Here is a 16198-nt window from a genome sequence, read left to right on the forward strand (position 1 = left end):
AAGTCGTTAGTTACGGTAATCTTTGATTCTGTCCGGGAATCATCGCCGGCCCTCACGAAGGCGCCAATCAGTCGAAACCCGGACGTTACGGGCGGGCAACGGCCCAGTAGCACCGCCACGGCACCGTGGTTGCACGAGGCATTGGACGCACCAGGCAAGCAGGGGGAGCCCTTGCCGCAGCAGACCGCCGCACGTACGACGCGCCCGATCCGGCCGCAGCGCCGGATCCGCAGGACCCCGGAAGGGCTGATACCGAATCAGCCGCAATCGCCCCGCCCGGCGGGGACAGGAAAGGAGACGCCCATGACCAAGCCCATGCGCTTCGAGATCCTCCGACTGGACGACACCAACGGCACCGCGACCGACCGCGTGATCGCCGACGCCGAGACCGTCCGCGAGCTCGTCCAGGACGCCGCCCGCACCGGCGAGCGCCTGCTCATCCGCCCGTGCCCGACCGTCTGATCCGGCGCGGCGCCTCCGACCGGGAGGCCCCACCCGCCGCCGACGAGCCGGGAGCGTCCGATCCGGACGTACCGATACCCGACTGACGCCCCGTCACCGCGATCGCCGATGACGGGGCGTCAGTGTGTCCGGCCCCGATCCGCGCCCCGGCCCCGGCGGACGTTTGCCGCCGCCCGCCACGGGACATCCCCCAACGGGAACCGCCCGCGCCGCACCCCACCCGCGCCGGCCGAACGTCCAGCACCGACAGGTGCCGCCGAGCCGTCCGTACGGGTGATCGTCCTTGACGCGGCGGTCCGGAGGGAGGAGCGTTGTCGGCTATGAGGGGCGAGCCAAGCTGCCCGAGGTGCGCCGGTCGGGTCCGCGCCCCCGGTCTTTTTTCGGACACCTGGCAGTGCGACCGGCACGGAGCAGTGCACCCGATGCAGCCCGTGCTGCCCCCGAGCGTGGAAGCCCTGGGCGTCGCCGTCGCCCGCTCGCAGGTCCCCGTCTGGCTGCCCTGGCCGCTCCCGGTCGGCTGGCTCTACACCGGCATCGCCCACGTCGGCGACGACGTCTCGGGCGCCCGGGCCACCGCCGTCGCCTGCTCCGGACCCGCCCCGCTCGGCGGCTTCGGCGAACTGGTGCTGGTCGCCGAGGAGCTGGGCGTCGGCCTCGGCGCCCGCTACGCCGGGCTGCCCGGCCCCGATCCGGGCGACTCCGTCGGCCTGTACAAGCCCGCCGACGCCAAGCTGATGGCCGCCGGGCGGCCCACCCCGATGTTCCACGTCCCGGACGCCCCGCCCGACCGCGCGGTGTTCGTCGGCGAGGCCCGCGGGCTCTGGCTGTGGGCGATCGCCTGGCCCGAGCAGTCCGCCCTGGTGATGTACGACGAACTGGTGCTCACCGACCTGCGCGAGGCCGGCGCCGAACTGGACCTGCTGCCCTGCGGCGCCCTCTCCCCCCGACTGCTGGGCTGACCGACCCCCGAACGGCCTATCCTGGGCGGCACCCACGAGCACTCAGGAGTCCGCCCCGTGCGCATCGACCTGCACGCCCACAGCAACGCCTCCGACGGCACCGACAGCCCGGCCGAGCTGGTCGCGGCGGCGGTCGCGGCCGGCCTGGACGTGGTCGCGCTCACCGACCACGACACCGTGGCCGGCCACGACGAGGCGGCGCGGGCGGTCCGGGCGCTTCCGGACGGCGCCCGGCTGACCCTCGTCCCGGGGGCCGAGCTGTCCTGCTCGGTCGAGGGCGTCAGCCTGCACCTGCTGGCGTACCTGTTCGACCCGGCCGAGCCGGAGTTCGCGGCCGAACGGGAGCTGGTGCGCACCGACCGGTTCCGGCGCGGGCGCGCGGTCGTGGAGCACTGCCGGGAGCTCGGGGCGGACATCAGCTGGGAGCAGGTGCAGCGGATCGCCGGGGACGGCTCGGTCGGCCGGCCGCACATCGCCAGCGCGCTGGTCGAGGCGGGCGTGGTGGCCACCGTGTCGGACGCCTTCACCGCGGACTGGCTGGCCAACGGCGGCCGGGCGGACGTCCGCAAGCACGAGACCGACCCGGTGCGCGCGGTCCGGCTGGTCCGGGCGGCCGGCGGGGTGCCGGTGTTCGCCCACCCCGGCGCGGTCAAGCGCGGCCGGACGGTCTCGGACCAGGTGATCGCCGACCTCGCGGCGGCCGGGCTGGCCGCGCTGGAGGTCGACCACACCGACCACGACGAGGAGGCCAGGCGGCGGCTGCGCGGACTGGCCGGCGACCTCGGCCTGCTGGTCACCGGCTCCAGCGACTACCACGGCAGCCGCAAGACCGTCCGGCTCGGCGAGCACACCACCGACCCCGAGGTGTACGAGGCGCTGCTGGCCCAGGCCACCGGGGCGAAGCCGATCGAGCGCTGACGGCGGGTCGCGCCGCGCGCCGGAGCGCGACCGGGCGCGGGCGCGGACCGTACGCCCCGGCCGCGCTCCGGTCAGTCGAGCGTGACGCCGCGCCGCTGCGGGTCGCGCAGGTCGGTGCCGTGGTTCAGCCAGCGCTCCTGGAGCGCGGCCGCGCCGTGCACCCGCTTCCAGCCCGCCTCGTTGGGCGTCATCGGCAGCAGCGGCAGGAAGCGCACCGGCTCGGCGGGCTCGGCCAGTTCGAGGTCCTCGACCAGGCCGCCCGGCTCGGCGGCCAGCACCGAGGTGAAGGGGGCGCCGTCCCAGAGCGGGGCGCCGAGGTCCAGCGAGCCGCCCGGGGCCACCACCAGGCCCTCGACCTGCGGGGTCGCGGCGAAGGTGGCGAGGCTGCGCAGCACGCCGTCGCGCCCGCCGCGCACCGTCAGCACCAGTTCGGCGCGCGGTCCGCGCAGCTGGTCGGCGACCGGCGAGGTCGGGTCGGCCATCGGGGCGGCGGACATCCCGAGCGTCGCGTAGCGGACCAGGTCCTCGGCGTCCGGGCCGAAGCGCAGCACCTCGATCCGGTCGGTGCCGAGGAAGGTGACGGCGGCGCGGCCGCTCGGCTCGCCGAAGGTGGAGATCAGCCGGGCCTCGACGGCGGCCAGCACCGCCGCCCGGGTGAGTTCCGGGGAGCTGCCGCCGTGGGGGTCGCCGAAGGACGGGAAGTCGTGCGCCATGCCGGTGAGCGTAACCCCGGGCGGGCGGCGGGTCCGCGCGGGGGCGTGCCGAGCGCCGGACGGGGGCGCGACGAGCGCGGGCGGCGGGTCCGCGCGGGGGCGCGACGAGGGCGTGCCGGGGGCCGGACGGGCGCGTGACGAGGGCTTACCGGCAACGGCCCGGGAAAGCCCGGGACACCGATGCCCGGTCAGATGTTAGGGTGAGCGACTGGCCACCGGGATCGTTCGTCCCGGGGCGGCGGCGCGAAGGAGGTGGTTGCGGTGGATACCGGCCGACCATGCAGTACCGGCAGCTCTGCCCGGCCCCGAACGCCCCGCACCCCTCGCCTCGCAGGCCTGAGCGGCTGATCCAGCCGTAGTGGCCCGAGCGCGGGCCCGCGGCGGACGGACCGGCCGGGAGAGCACCCTCGTCCTTCACCGGTGTTCCTCGCCGTCGCACCACGGCCCTGCCCGCGGCCCTTTCCGTGCCGCCGTGCGACGGCTCCTGCCCCAGGGAGCCTGCCATGTCGATGATCAACAGCCTGCGCGCCGCCGTCCGCACCAACCGCCGTCGGGGTGCCACCGGGACGTACGACGCCGTGCCCGAGGGCGCCGGCTCGGCGGTCGTGGACTGCGCGGTCTACCAGCACGGCCGGCGCAACGGTGAGGCCTGCAGCCCCCGTGAGGCCGCCCGCCGGGTCAAGGCGGCGCACCAACTCCCGGACACCTCGGGCTCGTTCAGCTGGATCGGGCTGCACGAGCCCACCGGGGCGGAGTTCGAGGGGATCGCCCAGCGGTTCGGCCTGCACCCGCTCGCGGTGGAGGACGCGGTGCACGCCCACCAGCGGCCCAAGGTGGAGCGCTACGACGACGTCCTGTTCGCCGTCTTCAAGACCATCCGCTACGTCGAGCACGACCAACTCACGCCCACCAGCGAGGTGGTGGAGACCGGCGAGCTGATGGTGTTCGCCGGGCGGGACTTCGTGATCACCGTGCGGCACGGCGGCCACGGCTCGCTGCAGGAGCTGCGGCACCGGCTGGAGGCCGACGCGGACGAGTCCGGGCTGCTCGCCAAGGGCCCGTCCGCGGTGCTGCACGCGATCGCCGACCACGTGGTGGACAACTACCTGCTGGTCGCCGAGCGGCTGCAGAACGACGTGGACGAGATCGAGTACGGGGTCTTCTCGGCCAAGGGCGCGCGCACCGCGGACGTCGGCCGGGTGTACCAACTCAAGCGCGAGGTGCTGGAGTTCAAGCGCGCGGTGGCGCCGCTGCTGCGTCCGATGCAGCAGCTGTCGGAGCCGTCGCAGGGCCTGGTGGACCCGGACATCCAGAAGTACTTCCGGGACGTCGCGGACCACCTGGCCCGGGTCACCGAGCAGGTGCACGGCTTCGACGAGCTGCTGAACTCGCTGCTCCAGGCCAACCTGGCGCAGGTCTCGGTGGCGCAGAACGAGGACATGCGCAAGATCACCGCCTGGGCGGCGATCTTCGCGGTGCCCACCATGATCACCGGCGTGTACGGGATGAACTTCGACTACATGCCCGAGCTGCACCACGCGTACGGCTATCCGCTGGTGCTCGGCTCGATCGCGCTGATCTGCGTCGGGATGTACCGGGGCTTCCGCCGCAACGGCTGGCTCTAGCCCCCACGGGCGCTCACCGCCGCCCGCCGCGGGCGACCAGGACCAGGCCGAGCAGGATCAGCGCCACCGCCGGGTAGGCGGCCGCCGGGGGCCACTGGCCGAGCCACAGGGCGGCGATCAGGGTCGCGCCCGGGGTCTCCAGCAGGATCGCGGTGGAGGTGATGGACGGGCCTAGGCCCTTCACCACCCGGTTGCTCAGCGAGTGCCCGAGCAGCTGGGCGGTGACCATCAGCAGCACGATCTGCCACCAGGCCCCGGTCGACCAGCCGGACAGCCGGGTCCCGGTGACCAGGCAGATCACCAGCAGGCCGACCGCGGTGGTGGCGTAGCAGACCAGGGTGTACGCGGTGGTGCTGACGGTCTTGCGGACCTCGGCGCCGAGCAGCATGTACCCGGCCGCGGCCAGGCCGGCGGCGAGCGCGAGACCGTCGCCGAGCAGGGCGCGCGGGGACATCGAGAGGTCCACCCCGGTCAGGACCAGCACCCCGGCGAAGGCGACGACGGTGCCGAGCCAGACCAGCCGCGGCGCCCGGACGCCGAACAGCCGCATCAGCAGGATCGTCCACAGCGGGGTGGTGGTGACCAGGGCGGTGGCGGAGGCCACCGAGGTCATCCGCAGGCTGGGCATCCAGAGCGCGAAGTGCACCGCGAGCAGCGCCCCGGCGGCGATCGCGAGCAGCAGCGCCCGGCGGCCGATCCCGCGCAGTTCGGCGCGGTGGCGTAGCAGCGCGTACGGGCCGAGGACGCCGACCGACATGACGTTGCGCCAGAAGGCGATGGCCAGTGCGGGCGCGGCGGTGGCGGAGATCAGCGGGCCGGAGAAGGAGATGCCGCCGATCGACACGGCGAGCAGCAGCAGGTCGAGGGTGGGCAGCGGGTGCGCGGGCCGCGGGTCGGCGGCGTTGGCGGGGGCGGGGGCGGTCGCGGGCCGGGCGGCGGGCACGGCGCTCCTTCGCTGGTCGCATGGCTGGGGCGCTCATACGGTAAGGCCCGTGGGCCGCTGATGGAACTGTCGCCCGGGGGCTGAGACGTCCGCCGGACGGAACGCGCGGCGGAACCCGCACCCCGTACGCTGTCCGCCATGGACCGCAACCCCGCCGCCGTGACCGCCGACGACTTCCTCGACCGGGCCCTGCTGGAGGAGGCCGCGAAGAAGTCCGGGCTGCTCTGGGTGCGCGCGGACGGCGAGACCCAGGCCCGCCCGCTGTGGCACGCCTGGCACGACGGCGCGGTGGTGGTGGTCGGCGGGGGCGGCGAGCAGCCGCTGCACGGCCTGACCGCGGGCGCCCGGGCCGTGGTCACCGTGCGCAGCAAGGACAAGGGCGGCCGACTGACCGGCTGGGCCGCCGAGGTGACGGAGTTGACGCCGAACGGCGAGGCCTGGCTGGGCGCCGTCGAGGAGCTCAAGGGCAAGCGGCTGAACGCGCCCGACACCGACACCATCACCGAGCGCTGGGCCCGCGAGTGCCGGGTGCTGCGGCTGCGGCCGCTCGGGGCGCTGACCGAGCGCCCGGGCGCCATGCCGGACGGCTCGCACGCCGCCGAGCCGATGCCCACCGCGGCCACCACCCGGCAGCCGATCCCGGCCGGGCTGCCCAAACTGCTGTTCAAGCGCCGCTAAAGGTTCACGCCCAGGACTCCTGCGGCCGTTACCGTGCCTCACCGGGCCGGGCGTACGCCACGCGGGTAGCCTGGGCCGGACGTGCGCCCCGGCACGCGCCGCGGTGCGGCCGGGGGACAGGGCAAGTCGAGCGAGTCGAGGGAGTTCATGGCAGGGCCAGGTACCCGGGTCTTCATCTCCCATCTCTCCGCCATCGCGGTCTTCGACCCGAACGGCGACCAGGTCGGACGGGTCCGGGACGTGGTCGTCTCGCTGCGTCTGGGCGGCCGTCCGCCGCGGGTGCTCGGCCTGGTGGTCGAGGTCGTCGCCCGGCGCCGGATCTTCCTGCCGATGACCAGGGTGACCAGCCTGGAGTCCGGCCAGGTGCTCACCACCGGCCTGATCAACCTGCGCCGCTTCGAGCAGCGCCCGGCCGAGACCCTGGTGCTCGCCGAGCTGCTGGACCGCACCCTCACCCGGTCCAAGACCGGCGAGGAGGTCACCGTGCTGGACGTCGGCATGGTGCAGACCCGGCTGCGGGAGTGGGAGGTCAGCAAGGTCTTCGTCCAGGTCGGCCGGACCACCCGGCTGCGCAAGGGCAAGGGCGAGCGGCTCACCCTGGACTGGCAGGACGTCACCGGCTTCTCGCTGCCCGAGCAGGACCAGGGCGCGGCCAACCTGCTCGCCACCTTCGAGCAGCTGCGCCCGGCCGACCTCGCCAGCGTGATGCACCACCTGTCCGCCAAGCGCCGCGCCGAGGTGGCCGCCGCGCTGCCCGACGAGCGGCTCGCGGACGTCCTGGAGGAGCTGCCCGAGGACGACCAGATCGAGATCATCGGCAAGCTCCAGGAGGAGCGGGCGGCCGACGTCCTGGAGGCGATGGACCCGGACGACGCCGCCGACCTGCTCTCCGAGCTGCCCGGCGACGAGGCCGAGCGGCTGCTCGGGCTGATGGAGCCGGAGGAGGCCGAGCCGGTCCGCCGTCTGCTGTCCTACGAGGAGGACACCGCGGGCGGTCTGATGACCACCGAGCCGATCGTGCTGGAGCCGGACGCGACGGTGGCCGAGGCGCTGGCCCGGATCCGGATCCGCGACCACAAGCCCGCGCTGGCCGCCCAGGTGTACGTCTGCCGGCCGCCGAACGAGACCCCGACCGGCAAGTACCTGGGCGCGGTGCACTTCCAGCGGCTGCTGCGCGAGCCCCCGTACGTGCTGGTCGGCGAGCTGGTGGACGACGACCTGGACGCGCTCCCGCCGGACACCCCGCTGCCGCTGGTCACCAGCTACCTGGCGACGTACAACCTGGTGGCCGCGCCGGTCGTGGACGAGGCCGACCACCTGCTCGGCGCGGTGACCGTCGACGACGTGCTCGACCACCTGCTGCCCGAGGACTGGCGCGACGCCGCCCTGCACGCCCGGGACGACGAGTCCACCCCGCACGACGAGACGGAGGAGTGACCGGTGGACGGTGACCGCAACGGACGGCCCGGCGACTCCGCGCGCCGGCGCCTGCAGGGCGAACTGCGGGAGCTGCGCCAGCTGCGCGAACTGCGCACCAGGGAGCGCGGTGGCCGGGACCGCCTGGAGACCTCGCCCATCACCGGCTCCAACCGCACCCGGCTCGACCAGCCGCGGACCGCCCGGCCCGGCCTGCTCACCCTGCCGTCCTACGACCCCGAGGCCTTCGGCGTGCTGTCGGAGCGGATCGCCCGCTTCCTCGGCACCGGGCGGTTCATCGTCTGGATGACGGTGGTGATCGTCGTCTGGGTGCTCTGGAACACCATGCTGCCGGCGGACGTGCGCTTCGACGAGTACCCGTTCATCTTCCTGACCCTGGTGCTGTCGCTGCAGGCCTCCTACGCGGCGCCGCTGATCCTGCTGGCGCAGAACCGGCAGGACAACCGGGACCGGGTCAACATGGAGCAGGACCGGGCCCGCAGCGACCGCAGCATCGCCGACACCGAGTACCTGGCCCGCGAGGTCGCGGCTCTGCGGCACGGGCTCGGCGAGGTGGCCACCCGTGACTTCATCCGCTCCGAGCTCCAGTCCCTGCTCAAGGAGATGGACGAACGCCGGGACGCCTCCGAGGCGTTGTGACCCGCGGCACGCTACCGGCCGGTTAAGCGGTTCGCCCGGAGCCGTACCATCAAGGCATGGCCAACGAGACAGAGGTCGCGGCCGGCGTCACGGAGGAGTCCGTACGCCAGGCGCTGGCGACCGTCAACGATCCGGAGATCAACCGTCCGATCACCGAGATCGGCATGGTGAAATCGGTCGCGATCGCCGCGGACGGCGCGGTGCACGTCGCGGTCTACCTGACCGTCTCCGGCTGTCCGATGCGCGACACCATCGTCACCCGGGTCCGCGAGGCGGTCGGCCGGGTCGCCGGCGTGACCGGCGTCGAGGTCGAGCTCGACGTGATGAGCGACGAGCAGCGCAAGGAGCTCTCCCAGCTGCTGCGCGGCGGCGCCCCCGAGCGGGAGATCCCGTTCGCCAAGCCGGGCACGCTGACCCGGGTCTACGCCGTCGCCTCCGGCAAGGGCGGCGTCGGCAAGTCCTCGGTCACCGTCAACCTGGCCGCCGCGATGGCCGCGGACGGGCTGAAGGTCGCCGTCGTGGACGCCGACATCTACGGCCACAGCGTGCCCCGGATGCTGGGTGTCGAGGGCCGGCCGACCCAGGTCCAGGACATGATCATGCCGCCGCAGGCGAACGGCGTGAAGGTCATCTCGATCGGCATGTTCACCCCGGGCAACGCCCCGGTGGTCTGGCGCGGCCCGATGCTGCACCGCGCGCTGCAGCAGTTCCTCGCCGACGTGTACTGGGGCGACCTGGACGTGCTGCTGCTGGACCTGCCGCCCGGCACCGGCGACATCGCGATCTCGGTGGCCCAGCTGGTGCCCAACGCCGAGATCCTGATCGTCACCACCCCGCAGATGGCCGCCGCCGAGGTGGCCGAGCGGGCCGGCACCATCGCGGTGCAGACCCACCAGAAGATCGTCGGCGTGATCGAGAACATGTCCGGCATGCCGTGCCCGCACTGCGACGAGATGATCGACGTCTTCGGCACCGGCGGCGGCCAGACCGTCGCGGACGCGCTCACCCGCACGGTCGGCGCGACCGTCCCGGTGCTCGGCTCGATCCCGATCGACGTCCGGCTGCGCGAGGGCGGCGACGACGGCCGCCCGGTCGTGCTCGCCGCCCCGGACTCCCCGGCCGGCGCGGCCCTGCGCGCGGTGGCCGGCAAGCTCGGCGGCCGCCAGCGCGGACTGTCCGGCATGTCGCTCGGACTGACGCCCAAGAACAAGTTCTGACCGGACGTCCAGGAGGGCCCGGGTGCGGATTCCGCGCCCGGGCCCTCCTCGTCCCCGCAGCTCCCTACGGGCGGGTGTAGCCGCCCAGGTCCGGGACGGTGGCGAAGCCGACGCCGTAGGCGCTGACGCCCCGGCCGAAGGCGCCCAGCAGCACGCCGGGGGCCTCGCCCGCCAGCACCCAGCCGTACTCGGACTCGCGGTAGCGGAACGGCTGCGGCAGGCCGTTGACCGGCAGGCTGAGGGTGGACCAGCCGGGGCCGGCCAGGTCGTCGGCGAGGTCCCAGGCCAGGTTGCTCTGCTGGTCCAGCCAGTCCTGGCGCAGCGCCCGGTCCAGCTGGCCGGGCCAGGTCGCGGCGAGCAGCCCGGAGCCGGCCAGCCAGGCGGCGGAGGAGGCGGAGGTCGCCTCCAGCGTGCCGGTGTTGTCGGCGCTGCGGCGGCTGTCCCGCCGGGCCACGGTGACCACCACGGCGAACTTCCGCATGTCGCGCGGCTCGTACTGCTTGGCGGGCTCGTCGCCGTGGCCGAGGGTGCCGTAGTCGACGCTGCCGGCCGCCCCGCCCCGGGGGCCGCCGGCGCCGGCCTGCATCAGGTAGCGGCGGCCGGTCCAGCCGTCGTCCAGGCCGTACCAGGGGAAGTCGGCGGACAGGTAGGGCACCAGCGGGTCCGCCGGGCCTGCCTGCCCGCCGACCACCGGGCCGCCGGCCGTGACCGTCGCCCCTCCCGCCTGACTCGTCGCGTCCATCCCCGGGCCTCCTCAAACGCACGTGTGCCTGCCGTGGCGCGCTCCCATGGTGGCGTACCTCGGCGTTCCCGGGGGCCGTTCCTGGTCCGCGCGGACGCGGATGTGACGGACGGCTCAACGGGAACAATCAGCACAATAGCGGCGCTCGCGCCGCCGCCCCGCTCAGCCGGGGGCCGGGCGGGGCGGTGGTGTCAGGGTCGCTACGTGGCATCGGGGTCGAACGGGGGGCGCTCGCCGGGCTGCAGCGGGGCGCCGGCGGAGGCCGGCGCGGGGGCGGCCTTGTCGAAACTCACGCCGCCCGCCCGGCCGTTCACCGGCGTCGCGGGCTTGTCGTCCAGGACCGAACGGATGTCGAGCGACTCCTTCATGTCCTTCAGGCCCAGCGGGTCCTGCTCGTCGCCCATCAGCTGCTTGCGCACGAAGGTCTTCGGGTTGAGGTCCTCGAACTCGAAGTCCTTGAACTCGGGCCCGAGCTCGCTGCGGATGTCCTCCTTCGCGGTATCGGCGAAGGAACGGATCTTCCGGATGAAGCCCATGGTGTCCTGGATCAGCTTCGGCAGCTTGTCGGGGCCGAAGATGATGATCGCCATCACGATCAGGGTCAGGATCTCCAGCCCACCTACGTCGCTGAACACCTTTGCTCCCTAGCTCGTCGGACGACGGTTCCTACAGGGTAATGGCCACCGGCGGGTCCCTGGTCCACGGCGGGATGAAGCCGTGGTAAAGACCAGCCGGTGGCCGGGGGCTGAGGAGGTCAGCGGATCTGCTGCCGCAGCGCGGCGATGTTACCGGGGTAGCGCTCCGGCGAGGAGGACGGCTCCGCGTCGCGGGTGGCGGCCACCGCACGGCCCGGGAAGTCCACCGGGACCTGCGCGGTCATCGGGACCAGGCCGGTGCGGCCGATCGTGCCGCTGCCGCCGGCCGGGCTGACCGTGGTGCCGTGCTGCTCCTCGCCCTGGGTGAGCCCGCCGACGCCGCCGAGGGTCACCGCGGCGACCGAGAAGGCGCCCGCGGCCGCGAACACCAGTCGGCGCCCGCGCGCCGCCGAGGGCCGCACGGCGGCCACGGCCGGCTGCGGCCGGGCGGGGGTGCGGTCGGCGGTCTCCGGACGGCCGGTGCGCCGGCCGATCAGCGGGCGCAGCACCGAGCCGCGGCCGAAGGCGCGCGGGTCGACGCCGGGGACGGGGGTGTCGGCGCCGAGCGCGCCCGCGCCGAAGGAGGCACCGGCGCCGCGGCCGAAGGAGCCGCCGGTGAGCCGGCTGCCGCCGAGCGTGCCGGTGGCGGTCACTCCGCCACCGGGGAGGTCGTCGTCGCCCCGGCCGCGGCCGCGGGGCCGGCCGGCGTCCGTCGGGGCGTCCTCGGGGAGGCTCCCGACGGCCATCAGGCGGGCCATCAGCGCGGTGGAGGGGCCGGGGGTGTCGGTGCGGGTCAGCAGGTGCTTCACGGACCGGCCCTCGTCGGCCTCGGCCTTGCACTGCGGACAGGTCGCCAGGTGGGACAGCACCCGCTCGCGGGAGTCGTGGCCGAGTTCGCCGTCCAGGAAGGCGGACAGCCGGTCGCCGAGGTGGTGTTCCTCGACCGGGGGTTCGGCGGGCCGTACGGGCACCGCGCGCAGTGCCGTGTCGGCGGGCAGCGGGACGGCGGGCAGCAGCGGGTCACCGGGTTCGCCCGGCACCGGATCCCCGGCACCTCGGCGGCCCGGCAGCCCCCAGCTCCGCCAGGTCGAGGACCGCTCGGACGCATCCGAACGATCCGGACCGGACCAGCTGGTTCCGCTCACGATCGCCTCCGTCCGCGCCCGCCCGGTGCGGCCGCGACCTCGGCGACGGCGCCGACCGGGACCGGCTCCTCCGAGCCGCCGCGGCGCTCGCGCCCCGGGGCCGAGCCGGGCGCGCGGTGCTTCAGCGCGGCGCGCAGGTGGGAGCGGCCGCGGTGGATGCGGCTGCGGACGGTGCCGAGCTTGACGCCCAGCGTGGCGGCGATCTCCTCGTAGGACAGGCCCTCGATGTCGCAGAGCACCACGGCGGCGCGGAACTCCGGGGCGAGGGTGTCCAGGGCCTGCTGCACGTCGGCGTCGAAGTGGGTGTCGCTGAAGTGCTGGGCCGGGCTGGGCTCGCGGGAGGCGAGCCGCTCGGCCGCGTCCTCGCCGAGCGCGTCGAAGCGGATGCGCTGGCGGCGGCGGACCATGTCCAGGAACAGGTTGGTGGTGATCCGGTGCAGCCAGCCCTCGAACGTGCCGGGGGTGTAGGTCGACAGCGAACGGAACACCCGGACGAAGACCTCCTGGGTGAGGTCCTCGGCGTCGTGCTGGTTGCCCGTCAGGCGGTACGCGAGGCGGTAGACGCGGGCGCTGTGCGCCTCGACGATCTCCTCCCACGTGGGCGGAGTCCAGCTCTGCGCGTCGGGACCCTCGGAGAAGGTCGCGAGGACAGGGGCCTCGGTGGTGCCGGCGGCCGACTGCTCGGCGGCGGGCTGGTCCAGGTCGGAGTGCGCAGGCTGGTTCATCACGGGCTTCGGCGTACGGGCCGACGCGGTGCCGCGGGAGTGCCGCCGCACAGGGACGTCGCCCTCGGCCACACCTCCTCGGTCGGCTCTTCTGCCCAGCAGGGCCACCACCATATCCACCTCACCCGTCAAGCCCGGATAAAAGTGCCCGGGAGGTCCTGCACACCCGGTCGTCAGTGACAACGGCCCGCCGCCGTACGCGGTTCCCGCCCGGCCAGTAATCTGTGCCAGGAAATATCGACATCCCCCGGCACCGGGCCGCCACCCGGGGCTCCGAAAGAGGCAGCCATCAGCGAGTTCGGGCCCGCGCGTGCGGCCCTCGCCGACACCTACGTGGGCGAGGACGCGGTGCTGACCTACGCCCGGGCCCAGTCCGCACGGACCGGCATACGGGCCATCGGACCGAGCGGCGGGGCCTGCCTGCGGCTCCTGGCCGCGGCCCTGGACGCCAAGGCGGTGGCCGAGATCGGCACCGGCACCGGGGTGTCCGGCGTCTACCTGCTGCGCGGGATGCGGCCGGACGGCGTGCTCACCACCGTCGACTCCGAGCCGGTGCGCCAGCAGCTGGCCCGCGAGGCCTACCAGGCCGCCGGGTTCGCGGCCAACCGCTCCCGGTTCATACCGGGCCGGGCACTGGAGGTGCTGCCCCGGCTCGCCGACGGCCAGTACGACCTGGTGTTCTGCGACGGGGACCCGGCCGAGTCGCGGGAGTACCTGCTGGAGTCGCTGCGGCTGCTGCGGCCGGGCGGGATGGTCTGCTTCGAGGGGGTCTTCCAGGAGGGCCGGCTCGCCGAGCCGGAGCTCCAGGACCCGCAGACCGGCGCGGTCCGGGACCTGGTCCGGGACGTCCGGGAGAGCGACGCGCTGCTGCCCGCGCTGCTGCCGGTCTCCGACGGGCTGCTCTGCGCCGTCAAACGCTGAACCGCCTCCGGGGAACGCACGGGCCCGGGCCGACGTGATGTCGTACCCGGGCCCGGCAGTACGTCTCCAGGAGACGACGAGCACCCGCTGAGGTCAGCCGGTGACCTTCTTCAGGGCATCGCCCAGGGCGTCGGCCTCGTCAGGCGTGAGCTCCACCACGAGGCGTCCGCCGCCTTCGAGCGGAACGCGCATGATGATGCCCCGCCCCTCTTTGGTGACTTCGAGCGGGCCGTCACCCGTCCGCGGCTTCATGGCCGCCATGCTCGTTCCCCTTCCTGCAACCGCTCAGCTACGCACCGGCAGTCCGTCCACCGCCGGTATCGAACGCATTGATCGGAAGCCATTATCCCGCATGCCACGGCCTGATGACCAACATCACTCTCGGTGCAACCACGGCCGGACCGGCCGCAACCACCGCAATTGGCGTGATAAGCCCCGGCGTGGCGGTGGTGACGGCACCGCCGGAAGGTGCGATACCTCACACTCCCGGCCCGCCCCGGGCTCCGGCATCCTGGCACGACCACCGACACGACGATCGTTGAGGGAGCCCTCACCCATGTCCGATTCCGTGCTGTACGAGCTGGACGGCGGCCTGGCCGTCATCACCGTCAACCGCCCGGAGGCGATGAACGCCCTGGACGTGGCCACCAAGGTGGCCCTGCGCGACGCCGTGACCGAGGCGGCCGGGGACCCGGCGGTGCGGGCCGTGCTGCTGACCGGGGCCGGCGACCGGGCGTTCTGCGTCGGGCAGGACCTCAACGAGCACCTGGCGCTGCTGAAGCGGTTCGAGGAGACCGGTGAGGGCGCGCTGCGGACCGTCGCCGAGCACTACAACCCGCTGACCCGGGCACTGGCCGGGATGCGCAAGCCGACCGTCGCCGCGGTCGGCGGGGTGGCGGCCGGCGCGGGCGCCTCGCTCGCCTTCGCCTGCGACTTCCGGATCCTCTCCGACCGGGCCGGCTTCAACACCGCCTTCGCCGGGATCGCCCTGACCGCCGACTCCGGCGCGTCCTGGACCCTGCCCCGACTGGTCGGCCACGCCAAGGCCACCGAGCTGCTGATGCTGCCCCGGACGGTCAAGGCCGCCGAGGCGATGGAGCTGGGCCTGGCCACCAAGGTCGTGCCGGCCGACGAACTCGCCACCACCGCACGGGCCTTCGCCCGCGAGCTGGCCGAGGGCCCGACGTTCGCCTACGGCGCCATCAAGGAGTCGCTGGCGTACGGCGCCTCCCACACGCTGGACGAACTGCTCGACAAGGAGGACGAGTTGCAGACCCTGGCCGGGGAGAGCGAGGACCACCGGATCGCGGTGCGCGCCTTCATCGCCAAGGAGAAGCCCACGTACCTGGGCCGATAGGGCCGACGGGGCCGGGGGCCCGGCGCCTGCGCGGGGCCAGGGGCCCGACGCCCGCCTAGCGCTTCCCCGGCTTCCGGCCGGTGCGGACGTGACAGTCCGCCAGGTGGTCGTCGACCAGGCCGCAGGCCTGCATCAGGGCGTATGCGGTGGTCGGGCCGACGAACCGGAAGCCGGCCTTCTTCAGCGTCTTCGCCAGCGCCGTCGACTCGGGGGTGACGGCCGGGACCTCGGCGAGGGTGCGGGGGGCCGGCCGGTCCGGGTCGGCGGCGAACTGCCAGATCAGCGCGGACAGGCCGCCGTCCAGGTCGCGGGCGACCCGGGCGTTGGCGATCGCCGCGTCGATCTTGGCCCGGTTGCGGATGATGCCGGTGTCGGCGAGCAGCCGCTCCCGGTCGGCCTCGCCGAACTCGGCGACCTTGCCGATCTCGAAGCCGGCGAAGGCGGCCCGGAAGCCCTCCCGGCGGCGCAGGATGGTCAGCCAGGACAGGCCGGACTGGAAGGCCTCCAGGCAGACCCGCTCGAACATCGCGTCGTCACCGTGCAGCGGACGGCCCCACTCGGTGTCGTGGTAGACCCGGTAGTCGTCGGTGGAGTCGCCCCAGCCGCAGCGGCGCAGGCCGTCCGCGCCGAGCACCGCGCCCTCGACCGCCCCGGTCACTTCTCCGCCCCGGGCTTCGCGTCCTCGGGGACGGCGGCCGGCCGGACCAGCTCGGCGAACCCCTCCAGGCCGGGCAGCGGCTCGGCGGCCGGGTCGGGGACGGTGCCGGCCTCGGCCGCGCCGTGCGGGTGGGCGGCGGCCTCCAGTTCGGCGATCCGCGCGTCGCGGTAGGCGAGTTCGGCGCCGAGGCGGTCCAGGACGTCGTCCACCTCGTCCATCCGGTAGCCGCGCACGGCCATCGGCAGGCGCAGGTCGTCCACGTCCGTCTTGTTCAGCGGGCGGTCCTGCGGCAGCCGGGCGGCGATCCGGTCCGGCACCGCCTCCGGCATCGAGCCGCCGCCGCCGAGCGCCACCAGCGCGGCACCGCCGACCACCACGGCCATGGCGACCACGATCACCCAGAACACGAGCTGTCCTCCCGAAC

19 protein-coding genes are annotated in these 16198 nt (G+C 74.1%); 10 read left to right on the forward strand and 9 right to left on the reverse strand.

Annotated elements, in window-relative coordinates; genetic code table 11:
- Window positions 1–303: 303 nt before the first annotated feature.
- The 3 genes from ACIP4P_RS32885 to ACIP4P_RS32895 all read left to right on the forward strand — a co-directional run bounded on the left by ACIP4P_RS32885 (window position 304) and on the right by ACIP4P_RS32895 (window position 2339).
- Window positions 304–462: a hypothetical protein gene (locus ACIP4P_RS32885; protein WP_350512075.1), complete on the forward strand. Its 159-nt coding sequence runs from the start codon at window positions 304–306 to the stop codon at window positions 460–462.
- Window positions 463–782: 320 nt separating this feature from the next.
- Complete coding sequence (locus ACIP4P_RS32890; RefSeq protein ID WP_350511866.1) at window positions 783–1421, forward strand: DUF6758 family protein; 639 nt, start codon at window positions 783–785, stop codon at window positions 1419–1421.
- 57 nt (window positions 1422–1478) lie between these two features.
- Window positions 1479–2339 (forward strand): PHP domain-containing protein, encoded by an 861-nt coding sequence (locus tag ACIP4P_RS32895; RefSeq protein WP_400924748.1) that lies wholly within the window; start codon window positions 1479–1481, stop codon window positions 2337–2339.
- 71 nt (window positions 2340–2410) lie between these two features.
- On the opposite strand, the gene ACIP4P_RS32900 is transcribed toward ACIP4P_RS32895, so the two are convergent.
- Window positions 2411–3052: a suppressor of fused domain protein gene (locus tag ACIP4P_RS32900; RefSeq protein WP_400924750.1), complete on the reverse strand. Its 642-nt coding sequence runs from the start codon at window positions 3050–3052 to the stop codon at window positions 2411–2413.
- Window positions 3053–3555: 503 nt separating this feature from the next.
- Here ACIP4P_RS32900 and corA point away from each other — a divergent pair.
- Window positions 3556–4677 (forward strand): magnesium/cobalt transporter CorA, encoded by a 1122-nt coding sequence (gene corA, locus ACIP4P_RS32905; RefSeq protein ID WP_400924752.1) that lies wholly within the window; start codon window positions 3556–3558, stop codon window positions 4675–4677.
- 13 nt (window positions 4678–4690) lie between these two features.
- On the opposite strand, the gene ACIP4P_RS32910 is transcribed toward corA, so the two are convergent.
- Window positions 4691–5620 carry a DMT family transporter gene (locus ACIP4P_RS32910; protein WP_400924754.1) on the reverse strand — a complete coding sequence of 310 codons (930 nt, stop codon included), beginning with the start codon at window positions 5618–5620 and terminating at the stop codon, window positions 4691–4693.
- A 138-nt stretch (window positions 5621–5758) separates the two neighbouring features.
- Between ACIP4P_RS32910 and ACIP4P_RS32915 the strand changes: the two genes are divergently transcribed.
- The 4 genes from ACIP4P_RS32915 (at window position 5759) to ACIP4P_RS32930 (ending at window position 9591) form a co-directional block, all read left to right on the forward strand.
- Window positions 5759–6298: a hypothetical protein gene (locus ACIP4P_RS32915; RefSeq protein WP_400924756.1), complete on the forward strand. Its 540-nt coding sequence runs from the start codon at window positions 5759–5761 to the stop codon at window positions 6296–6298.
- 147 nt (window positions 6299–6445) lie between these two features.
- Entirely contained in the window at window positions 6446–7735 is a 1290-nt protein-coding gene (locus ACIP4P_RS32920; protein WP_400924758.1) for a magnesium transporter MgtE N-terminal domain-containing protein, read from the forward strand.
- A gap of 90 nt (window positions 7736–7825) precedes the next feature.
- A complete protein-coding gene (locus ACIP4P_RS32925; protein WP_400924936.1) occupies window positions 7826–8374 on the forward strand; it encodes a DUF1003 domain-containing protein in 549 nt (182 codons plus the stop codon).
- A 56-nt stretch (window positions 8375–8430) separates the two neighbouring features.
- Window positions 8431–9591 carry an Mrp/NBP35 family ATP-binding protein gene (locus ACIP4P_RS32930; protein WP_350511859.1) on the forward strand — a complete coding sequence of 387 codons (1161 nt, stop codon included), beginning with the start codon at window positions 8431–8433 and terminating at the stop codon, window positions 9589–9591.
- Between the two features lie 64 nt (window positions 9592–9655).
- Here the strand turns inward: ACIP4P_RS32930 and ACIP4P_RS32935 are convergent, their stop codons facing one another.
- From ACIP4P_RS32935 to sigE, 4 genes are all read right to left on the reverse strand, one after another.
- A complete protein-coding gene (locus tag ACIP4P_RS32935) occupies window positions 9656–10333 on the reverse strand; it encodes a hypothetical protein (protein WP_350511858.1) in 678 nt (225 codons plus the stop codon).
- A gap of 200 nt (window positions 10334–10533) precedes the next feature.
- Window positions 10534–10968, reverse strand: a complete 435-nt coding sequence (locus tag ACIP4P_RS32940; RefSeq protein ID WP_400924761.1) for a sec-independent translocase — start codon at window positions 10966–10968, stop codon at window positions 10534–10536.
- Window positions 10969–11087: 119 nt separating this feature from the next.
- Window positions 11088–12008 carry an anti-sigma factor family protein gene (locus tag ACIP4P_RS32945; RefSeq protein WP_400924763.1) on the reverse strand — a complete coding sequence of 307 codons (921 nt, stop codon included), beginning with the start codon at window positions 12006–12008 and terminating at the stop codon, window positions 11088–11090.
- Window positions 12009–12109: 101 nt separating this feature from the next.
- Window positions 12110–12838 (reverse strand): RNA polymerase sigma factor SigE, encoded by a 729-nt coding sequence (gene sigE / locus ACIP4P_RS32950; protein WP_400924765.1) that lies wholly within the window; start codon window positions 12836–12838, stop codon window positions 12110–12112.
- A 288-nt stretch (window positions 12839–13126) separates the two neighbouring features.
- Between sigE and ACIP4P_RS32955 the strand changes: the two genes are divergently transcribed.
- Entirely contained in the window at window positions 13127–13759 is a 633-nt protein-coding gene (locus ACIP4P_RS32955) for an O-methyltransferase (protein ID WP_030287423.1), read from the forward strand.
- 93 nt (window positions 13760–13852) lie between these two features.
- Here the strand turns inward: ACIP4P_RS32955 and ACIP4P_RS32960 are convergent, their stop codons facing one another.
- Complete coding sequence (locus ACIP4P_RS32960; protein ID WP_188303543.1) at window positions 13853–14020, reverse strand: DUF3117 domain-containing protein; 168 nt, start codon at window positions 14018–14020, stop codon at window positions 13853–13855.
- 295 nt (window positions 14021–14315) lie between these two features.
- Here ACIP4P_RS32960 and ACIP4P_RS32965 point away from each other — a divergent pair, with 295 nt between their 5' ends.
- On the forward strand, window positions 14316–15116 hold the full coding sequence (locus ACIP4P_RS32965) for an enoyl-CoA hydratase-related protein (protein ID WP_400924767.1): 801 nt from the start codon (window positions 14316–14318) through the stop codon (window positions 15114–15116).
- A 55-nt stretch (window positions 15117–15171) separates the two neighbouring features.
- Here ACIP4P_RS32965 and ACIP4P_RS32970 read toward each other — a convergent pair whose 3' ends face one another.
- Both ACIP4P_RS32970 and ACIP4P_RS32975 read right to left on the reverse strand, forming a co-directional pair.
- Window positions 15172–15774: a DNA-3-methyladenine glycosylase I gene (locus tag ACIP4P_RS32970; RefSeq protein ID WP_400924769.1), complete on the reverse strand. Its 603-nt coding sequence runs from the start codon at window positions 15772–15774 to the stop codon at window positions 15172–15174.
- Window positions 15771–16181 (reverse strand): DivIVA domain-containing protein, encoded by a 411-nt coding sequence (locus ACIP4P_RS32975; RefSeq protein ID WP_400924771.1) that lies wholly within the window; start codon window positions 16179–16181, stop codon window positions 15771–15773. The genes ACIP4P_RS32970 and ACIP4P_RS32975 overlap by 4 nt, the downstream gene beginning before the upstream one ends.
- Window positions 16182–16198 lie beyond the last annotated feature (17 nt).

Source organism: Kitasatospora sp. NPDC089509 (assembly GCF_044749365.1).
Lineage (GTDB): Bacteria > Actinomycetota > Actinomycetes > Streptomycetales > Streptomycetaceae > Kitasatospora.

What these genes read in the sequence shown, in the direction of transcription:
- ACIP4P_RS32920 (WP_400924758.1), top strand. Translation starts at nt 6,446, where the DNA reads ATGGCAGGGCCAGGTACCCGGGTCTTCATCTCCCATCTCTCCGCCATC.
- sigE (WP_400924765.1), bottom strand. Translation starts at nt 12,838, where the DNA reads ATGAACCAGCCTGCGCACTCCGACCTGGACCAGCCCGCCGCCGAGCAG.
- ACIP4P_RS32930 (WP_350511859.1), top strand. Translation starts at nt 8,431, where the DNA reads ATGGCCAACGAGACAGAGGTCGCGGCCGGCGTCACGGAGGAGTCCGTA.
- corA (WP_400924752.1), top strand. Translation starts at nt 3,556, where the DNA reads ATGTCGATGATCAACAGCCTGCGCGCCGCCGTCCGCACCAACCGCCGT.
- ACIP4P_RS32900 (WP_400924750.1), bottom strand. Translation starts at nt 3,052, where the DNA reads ATGGCGCACGACTTCCCGTCCTTCGGCGACCCCCACGGCGGCAGCTCC.
- ACIP4P_RS32915 (WP_400924756.1), top strand. Translation starts at nt 5,759, where the DNA reads ATGGACCGCAACCCCGCCGCCGTGACCGCCGACGACTTCCTCGACCGG.
- ACIP4P_RS32885 (WP_350512075.1), top strand. Translation starts at nt 304, where the DNA reads ATGACCAAGCCCATGCGCTTCGAGATCCTCCGACTGGACGACACCAAC.
- ACIP4P_RS32965 (WP_400924767.1), top strand. Translation starts at nt 14,316, where the DNA reads ATGTCCGATTCCGTGCTGTACGAGCTGGACGGCGGCCTGGCCGTCATC.
- ACIP4P_RS32890 (WP_350511866.1), top strand. Translation starts at nt 783, where the DNA reads ATGAGGGGCGAGCCAAGCTGCCCGAGGTGCGCCGGTCGGGTCCGCGCC.
- ACIP4P_RS32935 (WP_350511858.1), bottom strand. Translation starts at nt 10,333, where the DNA reads ATGGACGCGACGAGTCAGGCGGGAGGGGCGACGGTCACGGCCGGCGGC.
- ACIP4P_RS32960 (WP_188303543.1), bottom strand. Translation starts at nt 14,020, where the DNA reads ATGGCGGCCATGAAGCCGCGGACGGGTGACGGCCCGCTCGAAGTCACC.